This window comes from Streptomyces sp. NRRL WC-3618 (genome assembly GCF_001280005.1).
In the GTDB taxonomy this organism is placed as follows: Bacteria; Actinomycetota; Actinomycetes; order Streptomycetales; family Streptomycetaceae; genus Streptomyces.
Genome location: NZ_LGDW01000451.1, coordinates 23,799 through 42,615, shown reverse-complemented (window position 1 = coordinate 42,615; position 18,817 = coordinate 23,799). Strand labels below are relative to the sequence as shown.

The following is an 18,817-nucleotide window of genomic DNA, read 5'->3' as shown; positions in this document are numbered from 1 at the left end:
CTCACCGCAGGATCAAGGATGGGACCACTTTGTGTCACGGCTACCCGGCTGTCTCGCCAGCGAGACAGCCGTCCACATCTGCACCCGACGAACACTTGGCCTGGCGCGAGAAGTTGACAGGTATCCCGTCAGCCGGTGACCTTTCTCTTGTGCGCAACTCTTCGGAAATGACGTCGGAATGAATGGAACAGGTGACGCCGCGCCCTGTTCGACGTCTCGGGCGCGGACGTACATGTGGCACCCACCCAGCCAACGGGACAATGGCAGAGAGTGAGCAGATGAGCAACGGTCTCGGAGAGAGGACCCCGTCCCGGACGGTGCACGGGGCGTTCGAGCGCTGTGCCGCCGCCTTTCCGCACGCCCCGGCGGTCAGCATCCAGGGCACCGAACTGAGCTACGCCGAACTCGATGCTCATGCCAACCAATTGGCGCATCACCTCGGCGGCCTCGGCGTGAGTTCCGAGGATCCGATCGCTCTGTGTCTCGAGCGTTCCGTGGATCTCTTCGTGGGCCTGCTCGCTGTACTCAAGGCCGGTTGCAGCTATCTCGCGCTCGACCGCCGCGCGCCGCAGGAGTGGCAGGCCCGACTGCTCCGGATCGCAGGCGTCAAGCTCGTTCTCACCCTGTCCGAGGACGCTGAGCGGATACCGGGAGTCGCCACTCCCGTTCCGCTGGACCAGCTCGCCACGCACCTGTCCGGGCTGCCCACTGCGAAACCCGCTACGACCGTGGGCCCCGAGAACACCGCCTACATCGCGTTCACTTCCGGCTCGACCGGCACGCCCAAGGGGGTCTGCGTTCCGCATCGCGCGGTCCTGCGTCTGGTCCTCGGAGCCGATTTCCTGTCCGTCGGTCCGGACGACACCGTCCTGCAGTACGCCCCCCTGGCCTTCGACGCCTCGACCCTGGAGGTGTGGGCCCCGCTGCTGAACGGAGGACGCCTGGCCGTCGCCCCGCCCGGCGAGCTGACGCCCGGTGAACTGGCGGCTTTCGTGCGCGACGAGGCGGTGACGGTGGCGTGGTTCACCGCCGGCCTTTTCCATCAGATCCTCGACACCGCCCCTGAAGCGCTCGGCGGGCTCCGCCACCTGCTGGCCGGTGGTGACGTCCTCTCCGCTCCGCATGTCCGCAAGGCAGCGGAACTGCTGCCGGCAGGCGCGGTGATCAACGGGTACGGGCCGACCGAGAACACCACCTTCACCTGCTGCCATCCGGTCGGTCTGCCTCTGGAGCACGAGACCGTCCCCATCGGCCGGCCGATCCGGGGAACCACCGCTCACGTCCTGGACGAGCACCTGAGACCCGTCCGCCCGGGCGAGGTCGGTGAACTCCACACCGGAGGGCTCGGGCTGGCACGAGGCTACGTCAACGACCCGGACCAGACCGCCGAGCGCTTCATCCCGGACCCCTTCGCGGACCGCCCCGGGGCACGTATGTATCGCACCGGCGACCTGGTGCGAGAACTGCCGGACGGATCACTGGAGTTCGTGGGGAGAGTGGACGCCCAGGTCAAGATCCGAGGCTTCCGGGTGGAACCGGGGGAGACGGAGGCCGCCCTGCGACGGCACCCCGATGTCAAAGCCGTGGCTGTGGTGGCGCAGACGACCAAGGACGGTTCACGGCTCGCGGCCTTCTACGAGAGCGACTTCCTCGTATCGGCCCCCGCACTGCGTCGGGCCCTGTCCGAAGAACTGCCGCCGCACTTCGTCCCGGCGGTCTTCACCCGTCTGGACTCGCTCCCCCTCACCGCCAACGGCAAGGTGGACCGGAGGTCCCTCTCGGCCCTGACGAGCCGGGAACGCCCCGACGTGGACAGCGACTTCCGCCCCCCCGGCACTCCGGTCGAGAAGATGTTGGCTCAGCTGTGGGCCGACGTCATGGAACTCGACGAGGTCGGAGTCGACGACGACTTCTTCGAACTGGGCGGCCACTCCCTGATAGCCACCCAGATCACCGCCGAGATCGGAAACGCCTTCGACGCGGTGATCCTCCCCAGGACCTTCTACGAGAACCCCACGGTGGCGGAGCTGGCCGCGCGCATCGAGGAACTCATCGGAGGGGTCGAACGGTGAAGATCAGCTACGTGACGGATCCCGTCGACGTGGACCTCGGCGTGATCGATCTCTTCGATCCCGACTTCTACGCGCACGGAGACCCGCACCCGGTGTGGAAGGTGATGCGGGACAAGGCGCCCGTCCATCGCCAGACCTTGACGGACGGGCGGTCGTTCCTCTCGGTTACCCGGCATGCCGACGTCCTCGCGGTGCTCAAGGATCACACCCGCTTCACTTCCCGACGCGGCACATTGCTCTCCATCCTCGGCGGCACGGACCCCGCGGCGGGGAAGATGCTCGCGGCCAGCGACCCGCCGGTGCACACCGCGATGCGTGAACCGATGATGAAGGTGTTCTCCTTCAGCGCGCTCAAATCCACCCAGCCGCAGATCCTGAGCGTCGTGCACCGATTCCTCGCCCCGTTGGCCTCGGGCAAGCCCTGGGACCTCGCCGCCGCCGCGGCCGGGTTCCCCATGGCCTTCGCGGGTGCCCTGATGGGGTTGCCCGAGGAGGACTGGCCGCGGCTGACCAGGCTTTCCACGATGGCGGCCGCCCCCGATGACAGCGTGTTCGGTGCGGAGGAGGGCGGACACCACAATCTGCTCTCCGCTCACCACGAACTCTTTGCCTACTTCGCCGACCAGGTGAGGGACCGCGGTGTCGAACGGGACGACCTGATCGGGTTCCTGACGCGCATGGACGCGGGGGGTCGCAGACTGCGTACCGACGAGATCGTCTACAACTGCTACAGCATGCTGCTCGGCGCTAATGTCACCATGCCGCACGCGATCGCCGCGACAGTGCTCGCCCTGATGGAGAACCCTGGTGAATACGCGCTGCTCACCGGCGAGAGCGCCCAGACGGCCCTCGCGGTGGAGGAAGGACTGCGCTGGGCGTCCCCGGCCAACCACTTCATGCGCTACGCCGTGCGGGACGCCGTGCTCAGCGGTGTCCCGATCAAGACGGGCGAGGCCGTAGTGGCCTGGCTGGGCTCGGCCAACCGGGACGGGTCGGTGTTCGCCGATCCCTACCGCTTCGACGTGCAGCGCCATCCCAACCGCCATGTGACGTTCGGCTTCGGACCGCACTACTGCATCGGAGCGCCCCTGGCCAGGATCGCGCTGCGCCTGCTCTTCGGCGAGATCGTCCAGCTGGTTGCGTCCTTCGAGCCGGCGGGCCCGGTGCGGCATCTTGCCTCGAACTTCGTCTCCGGCGTCAAGAGCCTGCCGGTGACCGCCGCACTGCGTGACGGGGCCTCGGCCCCGCTGACTAGTGCGGTGGCGGACGGCGGACGGCTGCCCTCCCTGCCCACCGCCTGACGACACCGTCGGGACGTCCAACACACACACCTACAGGGAGGGTGCCCATGACTGCAGTACGCCCCGGAAAGTGGCTGCTCCGCCGGCCTCGGAACGACGTGCGAGCCCGTCTGTTCTGCCTGCCGTACTCGGGCGTCGGCGCGTCCATGTACACCCAGTGGCCCCGGTTGATCGGTGACGACGTCGAGGTCTGTCCGGTTCAGCTGCCGGCCCGCGAGAACAGATTGCGCGAGCAGCACTACGGCAGCTACGAGGAGCTCGCCCGACTGGCTGTCGACGGGCTCCGGCCCTATCTGGACCGGCCGTTCGGGCTGTTCGGGCACTGCGGCGGGGCCCTGGCGGCGTTCGCCATCGCCCTGTATCTGGACCAGGTGGGCGGGCCGGCTCCGCAGGCACTCTTCATCTCATCCCAAGTCGCCCCGCACGAAGGCCCGTTCGGACGCTTCCTGCACCTGGACGACGAGGAACTCAAGGTGGAACTGGGGCATCTCACCAGGGTCATGGGCGGTGAGCCCAATCCGGCCGCGATCGAGTTCGGGCTCACCGTTCTCCGGGCCGACATCGCGGCCAACCAGAACTACCGTCTGGACGCCCCGGTCCGGTTGCGGGCCGCCGTGCGCAGCATCGGCTGGGAGGACGACCAGGAGATCCGGCCGTCCCAGATGGATGGCTGGCCCCCGTACGCGGCGGACGGTCGGTTTGCGGGCACCGTGCTCTCGGGCGGGCATCACACCTTCCGCTCCGCGCCGGACGAGCTGCTCAAGGAGGTTGAGGCGGGGCTGGCCCCGGAGGACTGTCCCACAGGGTGAAGCCCCCATTCTTGAACATCAGCACAGGCGAAAAATCGCTAATCTCCAACAACTTCAAATACCACCAACTCCTGACCGAGCCGCGGCCGTTGCTGATCCTGGTCGAGAACTTCGTTCGGCTGCTGGACAACCGGATGTGGCTGACGCAGCGCCTGGAGACGCAGACCGAGGACATCGTCGTCGACCTCCTCGCGGCACGACGACTCGGCGTGGAACCCTCGGCCGTCATCGCCTTCAGGACTCCGGCCGAGGAGTACAGGCGGCCAAGGCCGCCGGTGCGCGCTGCGTGGCCGTGCCCCACATCCTGTCGCGGTCCCACGACTTCACCGCAGCGGACCACCGCGTCGACCCGTTGTCACTGTTCGACCTGGACGAGGTACTGGCAAGGGGCGTCGGCGCGGCCGCCGGTCTGCCGCACGCAGAGGTACCCGGGCCGCCCGCTCGGTGAAGCTCCGGCGCAGGCGGGCCGACCCGGTGTGGTGCCTGCACCTGCGCCCCCCCCGCTTCGGCTCACTGGCTCGCGTTCAGGCTTTCCCGGACCTCGTGGTCCAGCTCGGCCAACGGCCGCTCGCTGCCGGCGACCATGGCGCTCAACAGGTTCCGGTAGTACTGGGGAAGGCGCTCGACGAGGCCGGGGTCGACGATGTCGGTGGCGGCCTCGAACTCGCACTTGAAGCCGTCCGTACGCTCCATGACGTTCAGAGCCAGGGGATTGCCGGTGTGTGTGATCGGCAGTGGAGCGGCCTCCGAGACCTCGAGCCCGTCCATAGGTGCCACCACGACATGGCGGTAGAACGACATCGACGTGGTGAACAACGTGCTGCGCAGGCCTGCTCCGAGCGGAGCGGATTCCGCGACGAGGTCCGCGAACGGGTAGTCCTGGTGTTCCAGTCCGGTGACCAGCTGGGACAGGACCTCGGCCACGTAGTCCGCGACCTGCATGTCCGCCTGCCGGGGCAGGCGCAGGGGCAGCAGATTCGAGCAGTATCCGACCACCTGGTCCAGCTCCGGCGGACGCCGGGCGGACGCGACGGGTACAAGGACGTCGTCCTGCTCCGTCAGCCGCTGCAACAAGGCCCCCCAGGCCGCCACCAGGTAGGCGAAGACCGTGACGCCCTCCTGGCGGGCGGCCTCCCGCATCCGGTCGCGGAAATCGCCGTCGAGGAGAACGCCGTGCCGTACCGCCCGATAGGGGAACCGGCTCGGCTGCCCTGACGACGGCAGCTCCAGCGGGGGAGCTCCCTTGAGGCGGGAACGCCAGAAATCACGGTGCTCTGCGGCGGTGGGGCCAGCCGTGACCCGCTCGTGCCAGTCGAGGTAGTCCCGGAACTGCGCGGCCGGCGGCAACTGGAGGCTCGTACCGCGGCATCCGGCGTTGTACATCGCGGCGAGGTCGTCGAGCAGGACGCCGTAGGACCAGCCGTCCACCGCCGCGTGGTGCACGGTGACCAGCAGCAGATGCCGCTCGGGGCCGACCTCCACCACAGCCGCGCGGAACACTCTCCCGTCGACCGGATCGAGCGGTCGTTCGGCCCAGGACCGCAGGAAGCGCCCGAGTTCGTCCTCGTCCCCGCAGGTGTGCTCGAACAGCACATCGTCCAGCGGTGTCTCCGACGCGGGATGGACGATGAGCCTCTCACCGTCCGGGCTGAACGTGGTCCGCAGGGTCTCGTGGCGGGCGACCAGGTCCCGCACGGCGGTGCGCAGGGCATCGCGGTTGAGGGAGCCGTCGAGCCAGAATCCGACGGACATCTCGAAGGCGGGCACGCCGTCCTGGTCCAGAGCCCGCAGTTGCCGTTGCGCGCGGGTGCTGCGGGGCGCTGCCGCACGGGGGAGGGGACCGGCCGGGTTCACCCGGCTGCCGAGCAGGCCGTGGGCGAGCAGTTCCTCGACCGATTCCCGCACCGCGGTGCGGATGTGGTCGAGATCGGCCTGCTCGTGCGCGGTGGACAGGAAGAAGTTGCGCAGCTCCCAGACGAACACGCCACGGTCGAGCAGATTGAAGTAGAACGGGTCCATGTTCGCCTGGTGCTCGAACTTGAAGAGCGAGGAGAACCTCTGGACCTCGATCGGCACGTCGAGTTCACGGAAGTCGGCGTTCAGCTGGTCCGTGAACGTCGCAGTCCTGCGGTCGAGGCTCCGTTGCAGTTCGGGTCCCGCCGCGCGGAGGTGGTCGAGGACCGCCTTGGCCGTCACCATGGTCAGCGGATGCTGGTTGAACGTGCCGCCGAAGAAGGTGGATTCCACCCTCGGTCCCGAGTCGTCGCCGAAGTTCCAGACGCCGCCGTCGATCGGGTCCATGACCCCGCCGCGTCCGGCGATCACGCCCAGCGGCATGCCGCCGCCCACGATCTTTCCGTAGGTGGCCAGATCGGCCTTGATTCCGTACAGTCCCTGGACGCCCGCCGGATGGCAACGGAAACCCGTGACCATCTCGTCGAAGACGAGTTTCGTACCGTGCGTCCTGGTGATCTCCCGGAGCGCGCGAAGGAAGTCGGGGTTCTGCACGCCGGGAGTTCGCAGCGTCACCGGCTCGGTGAGAACCGCCGCGAGTTCCGGTCCGTGCCTGTTGATGAAGTCGAGAGCGTCGTCTGTGCCGAACTCGAGCACGTACACGTTCTCCACCGCGAGCGGCGAGACACCCGGTGCGAGCGGCTGGGTGCCGAACACGCCGTTCTCGTGGGACGGTACGGCGAGCACGCTGTCGAAGTGGCCGTGGTACGCGGTGGAGAAAACTACTATCTTGTCGCGGCCGGTCGCGGCGCGTGCGAGCCGGACCGCGGTCATGACCGCTTCCGTGCCGCTGTTGAGGAAGGCGACGCGGTCCATACCCGTGAGTTCGAGTATCCCGGCGGCGACTTCCTCGACCAACTGGGTGCGCGGTCCGAGGCTGAAACCGACGTCCAGCCGCTTGCGCAAGGCCGACATGACGACCGGCGGATTGTGGCCGAGGAGGTGGACGCCGTAGCCCAGGGTGAGGTCGACGTACTCGTTTCCGTCGATGTCCCACAGCCGGGAGCCCTGCCCCCGTTCGGCGACGATCGGGTACAGCATCTCCTTGGTCGAGGGGCGAAAACCGACCGTGGACCGGCTGTCGGCGACCATCGGCCTGAACCGTTGCGCGAATTCCTTGGAGCCCTTGGTCCGACTACCGAGGCGGTCAGCGAGTTCCTTCAGATAGCGGGTGCGCTCTGCCGTCTCCACCGGACTGGTCGCGCTGCTGCGCGCGCCCGGTGCGAGGGGCACCACCGACTTCGGCGGGGAGAGCGCCACGCGCGTCGAAGCACCGGCTCGGGACACGGGCCCGGTAGCCGGGCCGACCGGGGGAGCCGGCTCGCCGTCCGCCAGCAGCTGAAGCTGGCGCTGCATGACCAGAAGCTGTTCTCTGATCAGGTCCTGCACGGCGGTCGAGGCACCCGGCGACGAGGCACCGTCCGGCGTCGGCGTCTCGGCCGACGGTGTGGTGAGTCCTGGTTCGCTGTCGACGGGGGGCGGCGCGACGGGGGCGGGCGTCGTGTCCGGCGGTGCGTGCGTGCGAAGGTACGCGGTCAGGCCGGACAGGGTCTGGGCATCGCCGAAGAGTTCCCGGAGCGGCACTTTGCAGCCGTAGCGGTCCTCCAGGCGTCGCAACATGCCGAGCAACGACAGCGAGTCCCCGAGGTCCGTGAAAGCGGCGTCGGATTCCAGCTGTTCGGGCCGGATGTCGAAATAGTCACCGACGATGGTCGCGACTTCTTGGAGCAGGGGTTCCACGGTGCTCTCCTTGTGATCGGACATCGGTTCAGGAATCCCCCGGCGCGCTGACGCGTGCGGTGAACAGCCGGGCGTCGAAGTACTCTTCGTCCGGCGACGTGACCACCGGACCGTGGGGAACCCACGGCTCCCGCCCCTCGATGACGGCGAGCAACGCCCGCCCGACCATGCAGATGACAGCGGCCCTCGGGGCGCGGGCAAGGGAGCGCTCGATGTTCTCCAGCACCTTCATGGCCAACGGGGGACTGAACGGCTCGTAGAAGTAGAAGACGCCGGCATCGTCCGGAATCTCGAACTTCGTGGCGTCCTCATGACGGATCTCGAAGACATCGCACTTCTGCGAGGCCGAGCTGTACTGTCCGATGTTCCGCTCCGCGATCGAACAGAGGTGCTCCGAGTACTCGACCCCGATGATTCGCTTGAACGGAAACTCCGACGCGACGAGCAGCACACGCCCTTTCCCGGACCCGAAATCGACGAACGCCACGTCCTCGTAGGTCACCGGGGTCGCCGAGATGACTTTTCGCAGAGTGGCGGCCGGAGACGGTGAGTACCGGTAGTTGTTGAGCAGGCCGGCTTCGTCGATCTCCTCGATCTCCCAGCTCTCGAACGGGGTGCTGGTGTCCACTCCGTGGGAGGCGTCGAACCTCTCGGTCCGGTCGATCTCGGCCATCTTGGAGTCGAAGTCCTCCTTGACCTTCAGATAGTCGCGGATGTCCTGCCGCTGGTCCTCACCGTTCACCGCAGCTTCCTCCTGGAGAGATCGGTTTTCCTGTCCTGGTGGCCGCAGGGCCGGTCCTGGTCCAGCCAGGCCGCCAGCTGACCGATCGTCGGATGCGCGAGGAGTTGCGCGGCCGTCAGCGGCACACCGAGTGCCTGCTCGATGCGCCGGGTGAGTCTGACGACGAGCATCTCGTCGCCGCCCAGCTCGAAGAGGCTCAGGTCGTAGCGGTCCACCTCGTTCCGCAAGGCCTCGGACCAGAGCTTCGCCAGTGCCCGCTTCAGCTCCTCGCCGCCCAGCCGCGACTCGGCCGCTTGCTCGGCGCGGACCGGTTCCGCCTCGGAGGCCAAGCCCCGTTTCCCGGTGGAGGCGGTGGGCGGTTCGAGTCGGGAGAAGACGCGCTCCAGCGGTTGTGTCGGAAGCGGGACCCGGCGAGGTTGACCTCCGGACCAGGACGACCAGTCCACCGGCACGCCTTCCGTCCACAGCCGCGCCGCGGCGGCCAGCAGCCGTGCCACGGGAAGCAGGTGCGGGTCGGCGGCGAGGGTGAGGTCCACGGGCGGGGACGGCGTTCCGACCGGCAGCACGACGGCGCCCTCCCCGGCCCGGTCCGCGAAGGCCTCGGTCAGCCGACCGCCCTCCCACACGTCCCGGGTCCAGTGGCACGGGTCGAGCGCCCGTGCCTGCGGCAGTTCACCGCCGACCACGGCCGACAGGAAGGGGATCCGCGGCGCTCGCGGGCGCACCTCGGGCAGTGCGTCGAGCAGACCGGCCCGCCAGGACAGCAGCGCCTGCGCGTCGGCGGCGTCCAGAACCCCGGCGAAACAGGCCGCCAGCACCTCGCCGGCGCCCGCTCCACCGACGGCCGCGGGCCGGACCCCGGACTCCGTCCAGAGCGTCGCGACCACCTGACTGGCCGTCAACCGGGCGGCGGACGCTTCGGCGGCGTCGATGTCGGGGCTCCCGGTGTGCCGCTTCGCCGTGTCGACGACGGCGGGCAGGTACGCGGCCAGCGCCCCGAACTCCTCGACTGTGACCTCACCGAACAGGAAGGAGACAGCGGGGGCGGCCTCCGCCGCCACCCGGCCCGCGGACCTCCCCTCCGCCAGCGCGCGCAGTCCGGCCGCGGCACCGGCGTGGTCGCTCGCGGTGACGACGTGGCGATGGGCGTGGCCGCGCCGTCCCCCGCGCAGCGTGTAGGCCACGTCGTCGAGGCCGGGGGCGTCCGCCCGCTCCAGCGCGTCGGCCAGCCGGCCCGCCAGCCCCCGCAGTGCCGCGTCGCTCCTGGCGCTCACCGCGAGCAGCCGCGGACCGTCGCCCGCGGCCTGCCGGGCGGGCAGTGGCGGTGCCTCCTCTAAGACGACATGGGCGTTGGTGCCGCCGAGGCCGAATGAACTGACACCGGCCCGCCGGGGAGTCTCTCCCGCCGGCCAGGCCATCGGCAGGGTGTTGATGAAGAACGGACTGTCGTCCAGGTCGATCTCGGGATTGGGCCGGATGAAGTTCGGGTGGCCCGGGATCTCTTGATGCCGCAGCGCCAGCACCGTCTTGATCAGGCCCGCGACCCCCGCCGCTGCCGCAAGGTGGCCGACGTTCGCCTTGACCGAGCCCAGGGCGCACCGGCCTGGCCGGGCGCCGCCCTCGACGAAGGCCTCGCTCAGCGCGGCGAACTCGATGGGGTCACCCAGCACCGTCGCGGTCCCATGGGCCTCGACGTAGCCGATGGTGTCGCTCTCCACGTCGGCGACCGCCTGCGCCTCGGCGATCACCGCTCTTTGCCCTTCGATGCTCGGGGCCGTGTAGCCGATCTTGTCCGAGCCGTCGTTGTTGATCGCGGAACCCTTCACCACGGCGAGGACCTGATCGCCGTCCTCGATCGCTTCGGCCAGCCGTTTCAGAGCGACCAGGCCCACTCCGTCGCCGAAGACCGTGCCCGCGCCGTCGGCGTCGAACGGCCGGCAGCGCCCGTCCGGGGAGAGGATCATCCCTTCGCTGAAGACGTAGCCGGGATAGGGGTTGGCGATCACCGAGACACCGCCGGCCAGGGCGACGTCGCACTCACCCGCGAGCAGGCTCTGCACCGCCATGTGCACGGCGACCAGCGACGTCGAACAGGCGGTCTGGACATTGACGCTCGGGCCCTTGAGGCCGAGCTTGTAGGAGATCCTGGTGGTCAAGTAGTCCTTGTCGTTGGCGATCATGAGCTCGGTGCCGTCGTAGCCCAGCGGGTCACAGGAGCGAGCCAGCACATTCGTCAGGTACGTGTTCATCGACGCACCGGCGAACACGCCGACGGCCTGAGCGCCCCCTCCACCGGAGTAGCCGATGGTCTCGAGCAGTTCCCAGGCGACCTCGAGCAGAATCCGTTGCTGCGGATCGAGCAGTTTCGCCTCGCGGCTGGTGAGGCCGAAGAACTCGTGGTCGAAGTCGAACGCGTCCGGCAGCGTCGCGGCGCGCCTGACGTAGGCGGGATTGCGCAGCAACCGCTCCGGCACCCCGGCAGCCACGAGTTCGGCGTCGGCGAACGTGGTCAGCATGTCGTCTCCGGCACGAAGCCGGTTCCAGAACTGCGCCAGATTCCCGGCGCCGGGGAACCGGCCGCACATGCCGATCACGGCCACGTCGTTCGGTCGAACCGTCGGATCGGTCGTGCCACCGTCAGACATCGTCGCTCCCTTCGGTGCCGGGGAGACGACGCTCTCGCGCCCGCAGGCGGGCGCTGCGGGCCGTTCCACCCGCGAGCTGTGCCCGTCTGCTCGATGCCCTGCCTCGGGCGGGGCGATCCCTGTCGGCCTCGGCGGCGGTCCGGCCGAGGCGCCGGGCCAGGCCGGCCACGGTCGGGTAGCGGAACAGCTCGTTGATCTTCAAAGGGGTGTCCGGGGCTTCGTCGGCGAGCATCTCGTGCACCTGGGTCAGCAGCATGGAGTTGCCACCGAGATCGAAGAAGTTGTCATCGGGCCTGATGCCCCCGCGCCCGAGCACGTGCCGCCAGACGGCCGTGATGCGCTCTTCGACATCCCGCAGCGCCGGGCCGCGGTGAGGAGTCGAGCCGCAGGACTCACGCGGCGAGGGGGTGCGGCGGTCGCTGCCGGGGATGATGTCGGACGCCATCGGCAGTTCCTCCACACCGCGACCGGGGTCCGCGAGCGCGGCGCGCAGCAGTGCCAGATAGTTCTCGGTCACCTGGCGAGCGGCCCGAGCCGGGAAGACGGACTTGCGGTACTTGAGCAGCCCGACGAGCCGCTCGCCGTCATGCACGATCTCCAGCACGAGTTCGAGCTGGTCGTCCTGCTGGTCCATGCGGTACGGCACCGCGGTCAGCCCGGCCCACCCGACCGGGGCCGCGCCGTCGTCGGCCACGTACAGGCCCGCCAGCGCCGGGTACCGGGTGGGTTTCTGGTAGCTGAACATCGCCTGGAAGACCGGGTTGCGGTCGTCCACCCGGCGCGGCGCCAGCTCGCCGACGAGCAGCTCGAACGGGTAGTCCTGATGTTCGAGGGCCTCGATGACGGTACGACGGGTACGGCCCAGTTGCTCACGGAACGGCACGGCGTCGCTCAGGTCGGCGCGCAGCACGACCGGGTTGACGAAGTTCCCCACGCACTCGGCCGTCGTCGGACTGGTCCTGCCCGCGAAGGGAGACCCCACCAGGACGTCCCGCCGTCCGGTGTAGCGGCTGACGAGGACCTGAAAGGCGGTCAGCAACACGGTGTAGGGCGTGACCCCTTCCTCCTTGGCCAGCGCGAACACACCGTCGGTGAGCTCCGGGGCGATGGGGAACACGATCGACCCGCCCCCGTCGGAGTCCGCGTCGAGTTCGAAGCGGGGCCATTCGGCAGGTTCGAGCCGGCCCGCGAGCCGAGCGTGCCAATACGCGCGAGCCATGCTGCCCTTCTCCCCTTCGAGCAGCCGCCGTTGGTGGGAGACGAAGTCGCTGTAGGGCACGTTGTGTCCGGTCAGCCGGGACGGACTGCGCCGGGCCTCGGCGAGGTAGAGCTGCTCCAGTTCCGCCACGATGACACCGAGCGACCAGAAGTCGCACACCACGTGATGCACGACCAGCAGCACCACGGCCTCTCCCGGTGTCACCGGATACGTCCGTACCCGGACCAGCGGCCCGCTCGCGAGGTCGAACGGCTCGCGGTAGGCACGGCGGACCGCGTCGTCGATCCGCTGCTCGGCCCACCCTCCGGCGTCCTGTTCGGCGAAGTCGGGTTCGAGCCACCCGTGCACCGTCTGCCCGTCGGTGCCGTCGAAGGTGGTGCGCAGGGCCGTGTGCCGCCCGACGAGCGACGAGACCGCGCTGCGGAAGGTGCCGGAATCGAATCCGCCGGTGAAGCGGGCGGTGAACCCGACGTTGTAGGACGCGCTGTCGGGGTTCATTCGATGCAGCAGCACAAGCGGCCGCTGGGCGTACGAGAGCGGGTGCTCGGTCCGCGCCCGACCGGCGCGCGACCGCAGTGCCGCCTCCAGCTTCTTCCGTGTCTCCCATGGGTGCGTACCCTCGTCAGTCATGAGATTCCGTCCCGGTCGGCCAGCCAGGGCAGCAGTGCCTCGATCTGGTCCTCGGTCAGCGAGTCGAGGTTGGCCAGGAGGCGTTCCGCCTCCTGCGGTGAGAAGGGCTCCACGGCGGTCGGCGCCGCCGCGGAAGCGACAGCACGGGCCGGAGCGTCGAGCGTCAGGCGCTCCGCCAGCTCGTCGACGAGCAGGCGCAGGGCCTTGTCCTGGAGGAGACCGGTGAGCGGCAGGTCGACGCCGAGGTCGCGGAAGATCTGGCCGCGTACTTCGACCGCCACCAGCGAGTCGAGCCCGGTTTCGTGGAGCGCGAGGTCCTCGTCGATGGCGGCCTCGGACATGCCGATCCGCTTGGCCAACATGGCGCGCAGGTATACGAGCACCAGCTCACGGCGCTGTTCCGGTGCCGCGCCGTGCCAGTCCCGGCGTAGCCGCCCGACAGCCTCCGCTCCGTCCTCGGCGGATGTTCCCCCACCCGTGACGACCGCTCGCCCGATGGGGAACCGGTCCAGGTAGCGGGACCAGTCCAGGGTGAAGACACCGTACTGTCCGCGGGGCCCAGCCAGGATCCGGTCGAGTGCGGCGAAGGCCGGATCGGCTTCCAGCGGGGTGAACCCGCTCTCCACGAGCCGGGTTCGCAGGCGTTCGCTCAGTTGCGCCGTCATGCCCGCCTCCCACGGCCCCCAGTTGACGCTCAGCGCAGGGAGTCCCAACCCGCGCCGGTGGTGGGCGAGCCCGTCGAGGAAGGCGTTTGCAGCCGCGTAGTGGGACTGTCCCGGGGCGCCGAGCAGAGCGGCCGTGGAGGAGAAGAGGATGAAGTGCTCGAGGTCGAGATCCAGGGTGGCGCGGTGCAGGTGCCAACCGCCGGCGACCTTCGGGGCCAGTACCGAGCGGAAGCGGTCCCAACTCAGCTGCGACAGCACCGCGTCGTCGAGGACTCCGGCCGCGTGGACGACGCCCTTGAGGCCGCCCCACTCCCGATGCGCGCGCTCGACCAGCCGGTCGACCGCGGCCTGGTCCGTGACGTCCAGGCCGGCCAGGGTGACCTTCACCCCGGACCGCTCCAGCTCGCGGACCTGCTCCTCGACCCGCGTCTCAAGGGCACGTCGCGACGCGAGTACGACGTGTCGCACCCCGCGTCCGGCCAGCCACGCCGCCGTACGCAGACCGAGCTCGCCGGTCCCGCCGGTGATCAGGTAGCACCCGTGGGCACCGAGCCGGCCGGGACTAGCCGACGGCACCGACTCGCGGCGCAGCGTGGGCCGGTAGAGCCGTCCGCCCCGGATCGCGGCCTCGGCGCCGGGCCACTCGGACGGCATGCTCAGTGAGCTGGTGCGGTCGTGCGGATCGACATCGAGCAGCCGCAGGTTCAGATGTGGTGCCTCCAGTGCGGCGCTCCGGCCAAGGCCCCACAGCATCGACCCATAGGGGTCGCCCACCTCGGCGGAATCGTGGACGGCCACCGCCCCGCGGGTCAGCAGGACCACGGAATCGGGCGTCCACTCCGCACGTTCGCCGGCCCGCACGAGCGCGGCCACGCTGCCACATGCGGTCCGCGTGTTCTGGGCGTCCAGGCCGAGGCAGTGCAACACGCTCGCCGGCCCGGTGGCGCGGAACAGCCGCACCAGCTGATCCGCGTCTGCGGGATCCAGCGCGTACCGGTGCTCGCCCAGGCGGGTGAAGGCCGTGCCCACCTCGGCGACCACACACCGGCCGCCGCCTGCCTCCAGCGCTGTCACAGCCCGGCGCCAGTGCCCCTGAGGGTCGGCGAGCACCACCCACGGTCCGGGCGTGGACGACACGTCACCGGTGGTCCTGACCTCCTCCCACGTGTCGGCGTGGATCGCGGCCTCGGGCGAACGGAGGGAGACCGCTCGCAGTTGGAGCCCGAAGAGGTCGAGGAGGGGGTTGCCTTCGAGGTCGGTCAGTGAGACGTCGGCCAGCGCGCCGGAGGCATCGGCCTCGCGGTGCCGGATGCGCGCGACACCTGATCCCACGGCCTCGCGGGAAGGGTGGAACACCGCCCGATCGATCCGGAACGGCAGCAGCACGCCGTCTTCGGGTGCCGCGCGGACGATCCGTGCCGCGATCGCTAGCTGAACACAGGAGTCGAGCAGCGCCATGGTGCGCTCTCGTGGCGAGTCGGCCGAGAAGGCGAGGTCGCCGGAGCTGTCCTCACCGTCCAGACGCAGCTCTTCGATCCACTGGAACGCCGGACCGAACCGGAAGCCCGCTGCCTCGAACCGCGGGTAGAGCTCGGCCGGGGAAACCGGCCGACCGGCGAGGTGGGCCGATGGGTCCGTCGGCTGTGCAGAGACCTCGGCCCGGTGAATCCGCCCCTCCGCGTGCACCTGCCAGGACTCGTCGGCCGACGGGTCGTCCGCACGCGTCAGGCCGAGCGATTGTGCGACGAACCTGTGGTCCCCGGCCGGGGTGAGCACAAGCTGGAGTCGGCGTGGCGCCTCCTCGGCCTCCAGAGCCCGCGGGAAGACCAGGTCCTCGACGACCGCAGCCGAGTCGCCGGCCACCGCCTCCACCAGGCACGCGGTGTGGTAAGCCCCCGGTACGACGAGGCGACCGGAGATCTCGTGATCGGCGAGCGCATGCGGAGCGCTCGCAGCCACGGTGGTCTCGTAACGTCGTTGCGTGGATCGCGGCAGCGCGAGCCGGACCAGTCCGGGCAGATCCTCGGCCGGCCGCGTGGACACCCCGGAGCCGGAAGGCGGCGCGGGGGCCGGTGCGGTCCAGTGCCGGACCCGGGCGAAGGGATAGAGCGGAGCGGAGACCTTGCTCGCCCGCAGGGGCGCGTAGTACGCCGCCCAGTCGACCGGTATCCCTGCTCTGTCCAGGCGCGCCAGATGGCCGAGCACGGTGACCGGATCCGGGACCCTGGGCGCGAGGCCGGGCAGCCAGACGGCTTCGTCGTCGGACTGGATGCGGCCGGCGGTGGTGAGCGTCCGCCCGGGGCCGACTTCGAGGAAGACCGTGCACCCGCCGCTGAGCAGTTCGCCGACACCAGGCGCGAACCTGACCGGTGAGGTGAGCTGCCGCCCCCAGTACTCGGCGTCGAGTTCCTGCCCGTCGGCCCAGGTGCCGGTGAGGTTCAGGGCCATCGGCACGGCCGGCCGCTGGTGGGCGACCCGGCCGGCGGCCTCGACGAGGGCGGCGACGGCCGGGGCGACCAACGGTGAGTGGAAGGCGTGCGTGGTCTCCAGCGGGATCGTGTCCCACCCCCGCTGCCGGAATTCGGTCTCCAGCTCGCTCATCACGGTCTCCGAGCCGGAGACCGTGATTCGTCCCGGCGCGTTGTACGCGGCGACCGCCGCCGAACCGCCCACCGCCGTGACCAGCCGTTCCAGCTCGGCCACGTCGCCGCAGCCGACGGCGACCATGCGGCCGCTGCCGGGAACAGCCGCGAAGGCGCGACCGCGTGCGCCGACCAGTTCGAGACCCTGCTCGACGTTGAACACGCCGGCCACGCAGGCGGCCGCGTACTCGCCGAGGCTGTGACCGACCACCGCGTCGGGCCGCACTCCGCATGAGGCCCAGAACTCCGCCAGCGCGACCTGAAGGAGGAAAACCGCTGGCTGGAGCAGTTCGGCCCGCGTCTGCGAGGCGGGGTCGGCCAGCACGTCGAGGGGGCCGACCCCGGTGAGGCGGTGGAAGGTTTCCGTGTGCCGGTCCAGCGCCGCGCGGAACACCGGATGCTCACGGTGGAGCTCGACGGCCATGCCGGCGTACTCGGAGCTCTGACCCGGAAAGAGGAACGCGACCCGAGGCTCGGTTCGCGCGGATTCGCCCGTGTCCGCCGCTCCTCTCCCGCCGCTCAGCCACGACTCGATGCGCTCGGCCGCCGTGTCCGCGGTGTCCGCGATGACGCTGAGCCGGTGTCGCAGCGGGCGGCGACCGACATGACTGGTGTGGGCCAGCTCCCTCAAGGGCGCGTCGGGCTCCCGCAGGCGGTTCGCCCACCGGTCCGCCAGGTCCCGCAGCGCGTCCGCGCTTCTGGCGCTGATCGTGATGAGTTCCTGCCCTGGACGCCGATCCGTCCGCGTGCGTTCCGGTGCCTGTTCCAGCACGGCGAAGGCGTTGGTGCCGCCGATGCCGAGGGAATTGACCGCTGCCCGGCGAGGGGCCCCGGGCAGGGACAGCGGTGCCGTGTTGACGAACAGACCCGTGTCGTCCAGGTTCAGCCGAGGACTCGGCGCCGTGAAGTACGGGCTGGGCGGGATCCGCCCCCGATACAGGGACAGCGCGGCCTTGATCAGACCCGCGATGCCCGATGCCGCTTCCATGTGCCCGATCAGCGCCTTCACCGAGCCGATGGCGCAGGGGGAGTCCTGCCCGAAGATCTGTTTCAGCGCGCCGATCTCGGCGGGGTCGCCGAGCGGGACGCCGGTTCCGTGCGCCTCGACGTAGCCGATCGTGGCGGGATCGGCACCGGAGACGTGGAGCGCCCGACGCATCGCGGCCAGCTGGCCGGGCAGACTCGCCGCACCGTAGCTGGACTTGCCGCCGCCGTCGTTGTTGATCGCTGTTCCGAGGACGGTGGCGTAGACGGTGTCACCGTCGCGAAGCGCGTCGGCGAGGGGTTTCAGGACGACGGCGCCCACGCCGCTGCCGAAGATCGTTCCCTGCGCGCTGACGTCGAAGGGGTGGCAGCGGCCGTCCGGCGACAGGATGCCGCCCCGGCGGTGCCAGTAACCGGTGGCGTGCGGGAGTCGGATGTTCACGCCGCCGGCCAGTGCCGCCTCGCACTCGCCGCGCAACAGGCTCTGGACGGCGAGGTGCACCGCGACCAGGGATGTGGAGCACGCCGTTTGCACCGTCAGGCTGGGACCGGTCAGGTTGAGCTTGTACGACACCCGGGTGGCGAGAAAGTCCTTGTCGGTCCCGAGCTGCTCCAGCGAGGCCGTGGGGTCTTCCAGTGGCCCGGCGCTCCTCAGCACCTCGGGGAGGTAGCTGGTGAGGACACCGCCGCTGCCGGCGAAGACACCGACCGAGGCGCCGGCACCGGCTGCCGTGCGAAGGCCCGCGTGCTCCAGAGCGTGCCAGCACGTCTCCAGGAAGATCCGCTGCTGAGGGTCCATGGAGGCGGCCTCGCGGCCGGAGATGTCGAAGAAGGCCGCGTCGAAGAGGTCGACGCCGTCCATCGAGGCGGTCGCCTTCACGTAGTCGGGGTCCTTCAGCCACTCCGGCCTCACACCACTGCGGAGCAACTCCTCGTCGTCAAGGTCGCGTATCGCCTCCCGTCCGGCGAGGACGACGTCCCAGAACCGGTCCACGTCCGCTGCTCCGGGGAAACGGGCGGCCATGCCCACGATGGCGATCGGTTCGCCGGGCTCGCGCTGTGTCACGACGGCTCGCCGGCCCCGAGTCGGGGCAGGACGACCGGGTCGTACGCCTGGAGCAGGTCACCGACCGTGCGCACACCGGTGATGGGCATGTCGTCGGAGAACGGGTCGGTGTCCAGTTCCATCTCCAGTACGGCGACCAGCCGCGCGAGGTGCAGCGATTCGAGGCCGAGCTGGTCGACGAGGAGCTGGTCGTCGTCCAGGTGCTCCACCGGCCCGGCCACCTCGTTCACGATCTCGAGCAGGACGGCCTTGACCGTGTCCCGCTTGTTCATGGGAATCACACTCCGTT

At 69.8% G+C, this 18,817-nt stretch carries 10 protein-coding genes; 4 read left to right on the top strand and 6 right to left on the bottom strand.

Annotated elements, in window-relative coordinates:
* The first annotated feature begins 278 nt into the window (after positions 1-278).
* From ADL01_RS30910 to ADL01_RS44945, 4 genes are all read left to right on the top strand, one after another.
* On the top strand, positions 279-2,072 hold the full coding sequence (locus ADL01_RS30910) for a non-ribosomal peptide synthetase (RefSeq protein WP_078960849.1): 1,794 nt from the start codon (positions 279-281) through the stop codon (positions 2,070-2,072).
* Positions 2,069-3,373: a cytochrome P450 gene (locus ADL01_RS30905; protein ID WP_053745310.1), complete on the top strand. Its 1,305-nt coding sequence runs from the start codon at positions 2,069-2,071 to the stop codon at positions 3,371-3,373. Before ADL01_RS30910 ends, ADL01_RS30905 begins: the two co-directional genes overlap by 4 nt.
* A gap of 47 nt (positions 3,374-3,420) precedes the next feature.
* Positions 3,421-4,182, top strand: a complete 762-nt coding sequence (locus tag ADL01_RS30900) for a thioesterase II family protein (protein ID WP_053745309.1) — start codon at positions 3,421-3,423, stop codon at positions 4,180-4,182.
* Positions 4,183-4,468: 286 nt separating this feature from the next.
* Positions 4,469-4,630 (top strand): hypothetical protein, encoded by a 162-nt coding sequence (locus ADL01_RS44945; protein WP_159049694.1) that lies wholly within the window; start codon positions 4,469-4,471, stop codon positions 4,628-4,630.
* Between the two features lie 62 nt (positions 4,631-4,692).
* On the opposite strand, the gene ADL01_RS30895 is transcribed toward ADL01_RS44945, so the two are convergent.
* The 6 genes from ADL01_RS30895 to ADL01_RS30870 are packed head-to-tail and all read right to left on the bottom strand — an operon-like array spanning position 4,693 to position 18,800.
* Positions 4,693-7,959, bottom strand: coding sequence for an aminotransferase class III-fold pyridoxal phosphate-dependent enzyme (locus tag ADL01_RS30895; RefSeq protein WP_053745308.1), 3,267 nt, complete (start codon positions 7,957-7,959; stop codon positions 4,693-4,695).
* A 4-nt stretch (positions 7,960-7,963) separates the two neighbouring features.
* A complete protein-coding gene (locus ADL01_RS30890) occupies positions 7,964-8,677 on the bottom strand; it encodes a methyltransferase domain-containing protein (protein WP_053745307.1) in 714 nt (237 codons plus the stop codon).
* Positions 8,674-11,322, bottom strand: coding sequence for a type I polyketide synthase (locus ADL01_RS30885; protein ID WP_053745306.1), 2,649 nt, complete (start codon positions 11,320-11,322; stop codon positions 8,674-8,676). The genes ADL01_RS30890 and ADL01_RS30885 overlap by 4 nt, the downstream gene beginning before the upstream one ends.
* A complete protein-coding gene (locus ADL01_RS30880) occupies positions 11,315-13,171 on the bottom strand; it encodes a condensation domain-containing protein (protein WP_053745305.1) in 1,857 nt (618 codons plus the stop codon). The genes ADL01_RS30885 and ADL01_RS30880 overlap by 8 nt, the downstream gene beginning before the upstream one ends.
* Positions 13,168-18,528, bottom strand: a complete 5,361-nt coding sequence (locus tag ADL01_RS30875; protein ID WP_053745304.1) for a type I polyketide synthase — start codon at positions 18,526-18,528, stop codon at positions 13,168-13,170. The genes ADL01_RS30880 and ADL01_RS30875 overlap by 4 nt, the downstream gene beginning before the upstream one ends.
* Positions 18,525-18,800, bottom strand: coding sequence for an acyl carrier protein (locus ADL01_RS30870; RefSeq protein ID WP_053745303.1), 276 nt, complete (start codon positions 18,798-18,800; stop codon positions 18,525-18,527). Before ADL01_RS30870 ends, ADL01_RS30875 begins: the two co-directional genes overlap by 4 nt.
* Positions 18,801-18,817: the final 17 nt, after the last annotated feature.